This window comes from Methanofastidiosum sp. (assembly GCA_013178285.1).
In the GTDB taxonomy this organism is placed as follows: Archaea; Methanobacteriota_B; Thermococci; order Methanofastidiosales; family Methanofastidiosaceae; genus Methanofastidiosum.
The window spans coordinates 1-5060 of record JABLXD010000069.1; the positions used below are offsets into that span (position 1 = coordinate 1).

General features: G+C 32.5%; 6 protein-coding genes. All 6 read right to left on the reverse strand.

Annotated elements, in window-relative coordinates:
- Nucleotides 1-59 precede the first annotated feature (59 nt).
- Nucleotides 60-386, reverse strand: a complete 327-nt coding sequence (locus tag HPY60_11405) for a hypothetical protein (protein ID NPV51783.1) — start codon at nucleotides 384-386, stop codon at nucleotides 60-62.
- A gap of 271 nt (nucleotides 387-657) precedes the next feature.
- Nucleotides 658-1824 (reverse strand): nucleotide sugar dehydrogenase, encoded by a 1167-nt coding sequence (locus HPY60_11410; GenBank protein ID NPV51784.1) that lies wholly within the window; start codon nucleotides 1822-1824, stop codon nucleotides 658-660.
- Nucleotides 1825-1888: 64 nt separating this feature from the next.
- Nucleotides 1889-3004, reverse strand: coding sequence for a DegT/DnrJ/EryC1/StrS family aminotransferase (locus HPY60_11415; protein NPV51785.1), 1116 nt, complete (start codon nucleotides 3002-3004; stop codon nucleotides 1889-1891).
- A gap of 21 nt (nucleotides 3005-3025) precedes the next feature.
- Entirely contained in the window at nucleotides 3026-3634 is a 609-nt protein-coding gene (locus HPY60_11420; GenBank protein NPV51786.1) for a transferase, read from the reverse strand.
- Nucleotides 3627-4694: a Gfo/Idh/MocA family oxidoreductase gene (locus HPY60_11425; GenBank protein NPV51787.1), complete on the reverse strand. Its 1068-nt coding sequence runs from the start codon at nucleotides 4692-4694 to the stop codon at nucleotides 3627-3629. Before HPY60_11425 ends, HPY60_11420 begins: the two co-directional genes overlap by 8 nt.
- 39 nt (nucleotides 4695-4733) lie before the next feature.
- Nucleotides 4734-5060: glycosyltransferase (locus HPY60_11430; GenBank protein NPV51788.1), on the reverse strand; the 327-nt coding region annotated here is incomplete at its 5' end.

Below are 5060 nucleotides of genomic sequence, written 5' to 3' on the forward strand. Positions count from 1 at the left end.
CTTTTTGACCAAAAGTACAAGCCCATTTTTTACCAATTGCAGTGCTTTTTGTTTTTTTTCTATATTGCTTTTTGCATCCGAAAAATTAGCTTCTTTATGTTAAAAGGGTGCGAAATATAAGTTATATATAAATCACGTATTTTTTCAGCTGAAATCCTGTTAATTCCTCCAACGATTCTATTGTTATTAACCAATTCCCATAATATCTTTCCTGGAAGTAATCTTTCTGGAGAATGGCCCACATATAGTTCTTCTTCTATTTTAAGCCCTGATTTTTCTAATATTGGAACAAGTAGTTTCTCTACTGTTCCAGTTGGTGAAGTAGATTCCAGTATAACTATATTCCTTTTTCTAAGATAAGGTACAATTGTTTCTGCAGCTGCAATTACAAAAACTCAATTTTAAATCTTAACCCTAAATCAAAGCTAAATATTATTTGAACTGTAAAATAACTTTGGATAAATACTGTCGGATGTAATATTGTCTTATAGTATCTGTAAAACATGCTTATAATTAGCATTTGGATTATAATTATCGACACTGCTACAAATAAATTAAGCATTTTATCACCCTTTAAATCCTAGTTTAAATTCTAGGATGGACATATAAATATCAACCTTTACTTTAAATATAAATCTATAGGGTTAACCTACTATGCTAATCCCTTCCATATAAATCCCTTGTATATACCTTCTCTTTAACATCAGCCAGTTCTTCACACATTCTATTAGCTAAAATTACATCAGACATCTTCTTAAAGTCATCTAAATCTTTTATTACTCTAGAGTTATAGAAACTATCTTCTTCTAGTAATGGTTCATATACTATTATCTCTATTCCTTTACTCTTAATTCTCTTCACTATATCCTGAACAGCAGATTGTCTAAAATTATCAGAATTGGTCTTCATTGTTAATCTATATACACCTACAATCTTAGGGTTCTTTTTGATTATCATATTAGCTATATGGTCTTTTCTTGTTCTGTTAGAATCTACTATTGCTTTAATTATATTATTTGGAACATCCTGATAGTTTGCCAGCAATTGCTTTGTATCCTTTGGAAGACAATATCCACCATATCCAAAGGAAGGATTGTTATAGTGGTTTCCTATTCTAGGATCTAAACAAACACCTTCTATTATTTGTCTTGTATCTAATCCTCTTAATTCAGCATAGGTATCAAGTTCATTAAAAAATGCTACCCTCATAGCTAAATATGTATTTGCAAACAGTTTAATAGCTTCTGCTTCTGTAGAATCAGTATATAATATAGGAACATCTTTTTTTATAGCTCCTTCTACTAAAAGATTTGCAAACTTCTCAGCCCTCTCTGATTTTTCACCTACAATAATTCTTGAAGGATATAGGTTATCATATAGTGCTTTCCCTTCTCTTAAAAACTCTGGAGAAAACATAATATTTTGTGTTTGAAATTTTTCCCTCATTCGTTTCGTATATCCTATTGGTATAGTAGATTTTATAACCATTACTGCTTTTGGATTTATGTCTAAAACATCTTGAATAACATTTTCAATTGTGCTTGTATCAAAGTAATTTTTATCTGCATCATAGTCTGTAGGAGTAGCTATAATAACAAATCGTGCATCTTTATATGCTTTATTTTTATCTGTTGTTGCGACAAGGTTTAAATCTTTATTTGCTAAGAAATATTCAATTTCCTTATCAACTATAGGTGATTTTTTATTATTTATCATTTCTACCTTTTCTTGTATAATATCAAGAATTGTAACCTTGTTGTTTTGCGATAGTAATACAGCAATTGATAATCCTACATAGCCTGCTCCCACTACTGCTATTTCCATTATCTGATTTCCCCCTTATCTTTAAATCCACATTCTTAGTTAATTCTAATATTATTTTCAATTTCTAGTTTGCAACCTCTAATAATACGTTACAGATCTTTTCAATCTCGCTTTTTTCCAATTCAGCCCACAACGGCAGGCTAACAATTTCCTTACTAACTTTTTCACTTACAGGAAAATCACCTTCATGATAACCTTTATATCTATAAGCCGGCTGTAAATGCAAGGGAATAGGGTAGTGTATCCCAGTAGATATCCCGTTGTCAGCTAATCGTTTAATAACATTATCTCTCTCTTTTATTCTAATAACATATAAGTGATAAACATGCTTGCTTCCTTCCCTAACATAAGGAGTTATTATATTTTCATTTTTTAAAAGCTCGTTATAGTATGCTGCATTGTTTATTCTCATCTCTGTCCATTTGTCCAAATATTTTAACTTGATCCTTAAAACTGCCGCTTGAATTGTATCGAGTCTGCTGTTATAACCCTCAATTTCATGTTTATATTTTTCTATCCTTCCATGATTTGATAACATTTTGATTTTCTTTCCTAACGTATCATCGTTAGTAATAACTGCTCCAGCGTCTCCAAATGCACCCAAGTTTTTACCGGGGTAAAATGAAAATGTTGCTGCATCTCCATATTGGCCTAGTCCTTTATTATTCAGTAACGCACCGTGAGCTTGGGCTGAATCTTCTATGACTTTCAGGTCAAATTTTTTAGCAATCTCCATAATGCTTTCCATATCTGCCATCTGTCCATACAAATGCACCGGAATAATACATTTTATATTTTTACTGTACCTATTTTTCTTAATAAAGTCTTCTAATTTTTCAGGGTCCATTGTATAAGTTTTTTCATCTATATCAACAAAATCTACGTTTGCACCTACTGATGTTACAGCTTCTGATGTTGCTATAAACGTATTCGGTACCGTTACTACTGTATCCCCATGACCAATACCCATAGCACGCAACGTTAATATTAAAGCATCTGTCCCGTTACCACATGCTATGGCATGTTTTACATTGCAATATTCGGCATATTCTTCTTCAAACCTTTTTACTTCTTCTCCTCCAATAAAATTCGTTGTAAGAATTATTTGTTTTAATTTATCTATTACTTCATCATAGATCAAACCATAACAATCCGATAATTTCATTAATGGAATATTCATCAGAAAAATACCTCTCCCTTATTATTTATAATCATTTAAATTTTTAATGCAGTTTATATGTCTCGCAGGGTTGCCTGCAACTACTTCCCCTGTTTCAACATCTTTTACTACTACACTTCCTGCACCAACTAATGCACTGTTTCCTACGGTAATACCAGGCAATATAGTTGAATTTGCACCTATTTTTGCTTTTGATTTAATTATAGGTCCTTTCAAATTTTCTTTTACATTTTTTGATTGAGGGTATCGTGCATTTGTTAACACTACATTAGGGCCAATCCAACATTTATCTTCTAGAAGTGAGTATTCTGGAATAAATGCTTGTGAATGAATTCTTACGTCATTGCCTATTTTTATATGGTGTTCTATACAGGAACCTGTTCCTATACTAACATTATCACCTATTACATTATTTTCTCTAATTACAACATTATGACCGGTTTCGAAATTATCACCGATTCTGTTACCAGCATAAATCACCGTATGAGATCTGATTACTGCATTATTACCAATAACTGTCTCAATTTCTCCAGGCTTTTTACCTCTCGGAGGCTGCCCGATGATTACATAATCTTCTATCCTTGCATTTTCCCCTATTTTCACATTAGGATATATCTTAAAGTTATTCATATTTACCACCTAATCTACATCTTTGAGGTTCAAATCTTAACCTAACTGTTTTACCTGTTTCTGCAGACTCATATATTGCAAGTATTAGTTCTAAAGACTTCCTTCCTTCCAAGCCATCAACCAAGGCCTTTTTATTGTTTTTAATGCAATCAATCACATGTTCTAAATATCTTTTATGACCAAAACCGTAAACATTAGGAGGATTTTCCTTAAATTTTTCTAAAATTTCTTTGTCTTCCGGTCTTTCATCCACAAACATCCATGTTTTAATTTCGTTAACTGCAAATCCTCCAATTTCTACTGTTCCTCTTTCCCCAAGAATGGACAAAGAACCTTCTAAATCTTTAGGCCTTGTTGCAGTAGTAGCTTCAATTATACCTAATGCCCCATTTGCAAATTTTATTATAGCTGCACCCGTATCTTCGACTTCGATGTTAACTAATCGTGTAGCTATCTTTGCACAGACCTCCACAGGTTGTCCCATCATCCATTCTAATAAATCTATATGATGTGATGCTTGATTTGTTAAACACCCCCCGTCCATTTTCCAGGTACCTCTCCAATCATCCATATCATAGTATCGTTGATCTCTCATCCATCTAACCCTAACTGTCCCCATAACCAATTTGCCAAATCTACCTTCTTCAAGGGCTTCCCTTAATTTTTGAACAGGTAAATTATATCTATTCTGCTTAACTATAAATAATTTAACACCATTTTCATCACAAACTCTAATCATCTCATCAGCATCTTGCAATCTCAAAGCCATTGGTTTTTCACAAACAATATGTTTTCTATATTTACTCACAATGTCGATAGTATGTTTAGCATGAAGTCCGCTTGGCGTTAGAATATTAACAACATCTATATTTTCTTTTTGTAGCATCTCATTATAATCCGTATAAAAAGGTACACCATATTTCTTGCCATATTCAGCCGCCCTCTCATCTTTTATATCACATACTGCAACAAGTTCAGCATCTTTAATGTCTATCAAGGCTTCAGCATGTTTTTGGGCAATCCGTCCACAGCCTACTAAAGCAAAATTTAATTTGGTCAATTAATTCTCCTCCTTAAAAAATATAATTCTTAATTTTAATTAGTGTTTATTTAATATTTTACTATAAAAATTTAATAACTTTTCAGCTTCTGTATCCCATCTGTACCGTTTAAAAACTGCTTCCTGACCACGTTTACCCATAGTCTCAGCCTGATCAGGATGTTCTAAAATCCATTGAATTGCTTCAGCGATCTCTTTTGGATTCAGGGGATCAACTAAAAGACCACAACCTGAATCCATTATTATTTTATTCCAAAGCGGAAAATTTGAAGCTATTACCGGAATACCAGCAGTCATATATTCAAAAAGCTTTACAGGATATGCTTCAATATAATTAGGTACTGGATGGAGAGTTACTAATCCTAT